This is a genomic window from Burkholderia sp. Se-20378, assembly GCF_017104665.1.
Lineage (GTDB): Bacteria > Pseudomonadota > Gammaproteobacteria > Burkholderiales > Burkholderiaceae > Burkholderia > Burkholderia lata.
The window spans coordinates 1-2,845 of the sequence record NZ_JAAGPG010000798.1; the positions used below are offsets into that span (position 1 = coordinate 1).

The following is a 2,845-nucleotide window of genomic DNA, read 5'->3' on the forward strand; positions in this document are numbered from 1 at the left end:
TAGCGCGTCGATGTCGACATCCTCGAGACAGCGCACGTTGATCGCGGCCATCGCGGTGCCGTTCGGGTGAACGCCCTCGCCGAACGTGTGAATCCCGCAGCGCTTGCAGAAGCGGTGCTTGATCACGTGCTTGTTGAACATGTAGGTGGCGAGAGGGTCGTCAGGCGTGAGGAGTGTCATGTGGTCGCGCGGCACGAACCACATGAGCGCGCCCTTGCGCTGGCAGATCGAGCAATTGCACGCCATCACGCCCTGCAGGTCGCCTTCCGCCTCGAACTTCACGTCGCCGCAGTGACAGCTTCCGCGATAAAGCATGGTCGTCTCCCGGTGCGGCCCGTGCGCATCGACGGCGCCCCGGCGGAACACCGTTGGCCAGGCCGATCCAAGCGGGTACAGTAGCGCGCACATGCGCCACACGCAATGCCCGTGCGGCGCCCGTCCCGACCCCGTCCACACCAAGGAAAACCGTCATGCTCGAACTGCGCCCCGGCTGCGAATGCTGCGACAAGGATCTGCCGCCCGATTCGGCCGATGCACGCATCTGTACGTTCGAATGCACGTTCTGCGCGACCTGCGCCGACGATGTGCTGAAGGGCCGCTGCCCGAACTGCGGCGGCGACCTGGTCGTGCGCCCGCGGCGGCCGGCGAGCCTGCTCGCGAAATACCCGGCGTCCACCGAACGCATCCACAAGCCGGGCGGCTGCGCGAACGCCTGACGGCGCCGCACGGCCCGCCCCACCCCGTCACGACATCTCGATCCGTGCGCGCGTCACCGCGAGCAGCGCCGCCATCGCGCGGCGCGCACCGTCCTCGTCGCGCACGCGGATCGCGTCGCTGACGGCCGTGTGCTCGGCGAGTGACGCGTTGTACACGTCGGCACGGCGCGCATTCAGATGCAACTGCGCCTCGAGCGTGCGATCGATCAGCGTGCCGAGCGGCACCAGCAGTTCGTTGCCGCCGGCCTCGAGCACGCTCAGGTGAAAGCGCAGGTCGGCGCGCACCCATTCGTCGACGTTGCGCGCGGCGGCCATCGCACGCGCCGCGCCGTCGATCGCGTCGAACGTTTCCGGCGTATGCATGCGCGCGGCGAGCGCGGCCGCGTAAGGCTCGACCATCTCGCGCATCTCCTGCAGCTTCAGCGCGAACGCGAGCGGCGGTGCAACACGCGCGTACCAGTCGAGCAAGTCGGCATCGAGCAGGTTCCATACACCGCGCGGCCGCACGCGCGTGCCGATCTTCGGCCGCGACTCGACGAGCCCCTTCGACGTAAGCGTACGCAGCGCCTCGCGCATCACCGTGCGGCTCACGCCGTACATCTCCATCAGGTCGGGCTCCCTCGGCAGCAGCGACTCGGGCGGGTAGTCGCCGCGCAGGATCGCCGTGGCGAGCCGGAAGGCCGTCTGTCCATGCAGGTCGCGTCGAATGATCGTTCTCCGTTATGCCGGTGCCCGGGCGTGCCGGCTGCCCACTATCTGCACAATAGTGCTATTAATACTATTTTTTATCGGGCTGCGCTAGGATAACCGTGAAAGCACGCGACCGTGCGCCGCGCCCGACTGCCCGCGCCGGTCAACCCTGGAGACCCGCATCGTGAAAATCACCCGCCTCGAAACCTTCGTCGTCCCGCCGCGCTGGCTGTTCCTCAAGATCGAAACCGACGAGGGCATCGTCGGCTGGGGCGAGCCGATCGTCGAAGGCCGCGCACACACGGTCGAGGCCGCCGTGCAGGAGCTGGCCGACTACCTCGTCGGCCGCGATCCGCTGCTGATCGAGGATCACTGGCAGGTGATGTATCGCGCGGGCTTCTACCGCGGCGGCCCGATCATGATGAGCGCGATCGCGGGCGTCGACCAGGCGCTGTGGGACATCAAGGGCAAGCATCACGGCGTGCCCGTGCACGCGCTGCTCGGCGGGCAGGTGCGCGATCGCATCAAGGTGTATTCGTGGATCGGCGGCGACCGGCCGAGCGACGTCGCGAACAATGCGCGCGCGGTGGTCGAGCGCGGCTTCAAGGCCGTCAAGATGAACGGCTCCGAGGAGCTGCAGATCGTCGACACCTACGACAAGGTCGAGCAGGTGATCGCGAACGTCGCGGCGGTGCGCGACGCGGTCGGCCCGCACGTGGGGATCGGCGTCGACTTCCACGGCCGCGTGCACAAGCCGATGGCGAAGGTGCTCGCGAAGGAGCTCGACCCGTACAAGCTGATGTTCATCGAGGAGCCGGTGCTGTCGGAGAATGCCGAGGCGCTGCGCGACATCGTCAACCAGACCAACACGCCGATCGCACTCGGCGAGCGGCTCTACTCGCGCTGGGATTTCAAGCACATCCTCGCGGGCGGCTACGTCGACATCATCCAGCCCGACGCATCGCACGCGGGCGGCATCACCGAGTGCCGCAAGATCGCGACGCTCGCGGAGAGCTACGACGTCGCGCTCGCGCTGCACTGCCCGCTCGGCCCGATCGCGCTCGCCGCGTGCCTGCAGCTCGACGCGGTCAGCTACAACGCGTTCATCCAGGAGCAGAGCCTCGGCATCCACTACAACCAGGGCAACGACCTGCTCGACTATCTGCGCAACCCCGAGGTATTCCGCTACGAGGACGGCTTCGTCGCGATCCCGCAGGGCCCGGGGCTCGGCATCGACGTGAACGAGGAGAAGGTGCGCGAGATGGCGAAGACGGGGCACCGCTGGCGCAACCCGGTGTGGCGTCATGAGGACGGCAGCGTCGCCGAGTGGTGAGCGCAACGCGCGGCTGCGACCCGCGCGGCAAGTATCGATTCGAGAACGGCTGCCCGACGGGCAGCCGTTTTTGCTTGCGCGGTGTGACGCCCGGCACGTGCCGGGT

The 2,845-nt window shown here is 67.8% G+C and carries 4 protein-coding genes; 2 read left to right on the plus strand and 2 right to left on the minus strand.

Annotated elements, in window-relative coordinates; genetic code table 11:
- A partial coding sequence (locus G3N93_RS37660) for a GFA family protein (protein ID WP_206135294.1) occupies positions 1-315 on the minus strand: 315 nt, incomplete at its 3' end.
- 155 nt (positions 316-470) lie between these two features.
- Here G3N93_RS37660 and G3N93_RS37665 point away from each other — a divergent pair.
- A complete protein-coding gene (locus G3N93_RS37665; RefSeq protein ID WP_069248784.1) occupies positions 471-716 on the plus strand; it encodes a DUF1272 domain-containing protein in 246 nt (81 codons plus the stop codon).
- Positions 717-743: 27 nt separating this feature from the next.
- On the opposite strand, the gene G3N93_RS37670 is transcribed toward G3N93_RS37665, so the two are convergent.
- Positions 744-1,427 carry a FadR/GntR family transcriptional regulator gene (locus G3N93_RS37670; RefSeq protein ID WP_050781594.1) on the minus strand — a complete coding sequence of 228 codons (684 nt, stop codon included), beginning with the start codon at positions 1,425-1,427 and terminating at the stop codon, positions 744-746.
- Between the two features lie 163 nt (positions 1,428-1,590).
- Here G3N93_RS37670 and dgoD point away from each other — a divergent pair, with 163 nt between their 5' ends.
- Positions 1,591-2,739: a galactonate dehydratase gene (gene dgoD / locus G3N93_RS37675; protein WP_011353101.1), complete on the plus strand. Its 1,149-nt coding sequence runs from the start codon at positions 1,591-1,593 to the stop codon at positions 2,737-2,739.
- Positions 2,740-2,845 lie beyond the last annotated feature (106 nt).

Coding starts and splice junctions, on each gene's coding strand:
- G3N93_RS37665 (WP_069248784.1), top strand. CDS start 471: ATGCTCGAACTGCGCCCCGGCTGCGAATGCTGCGACAAGGATCTGCCG.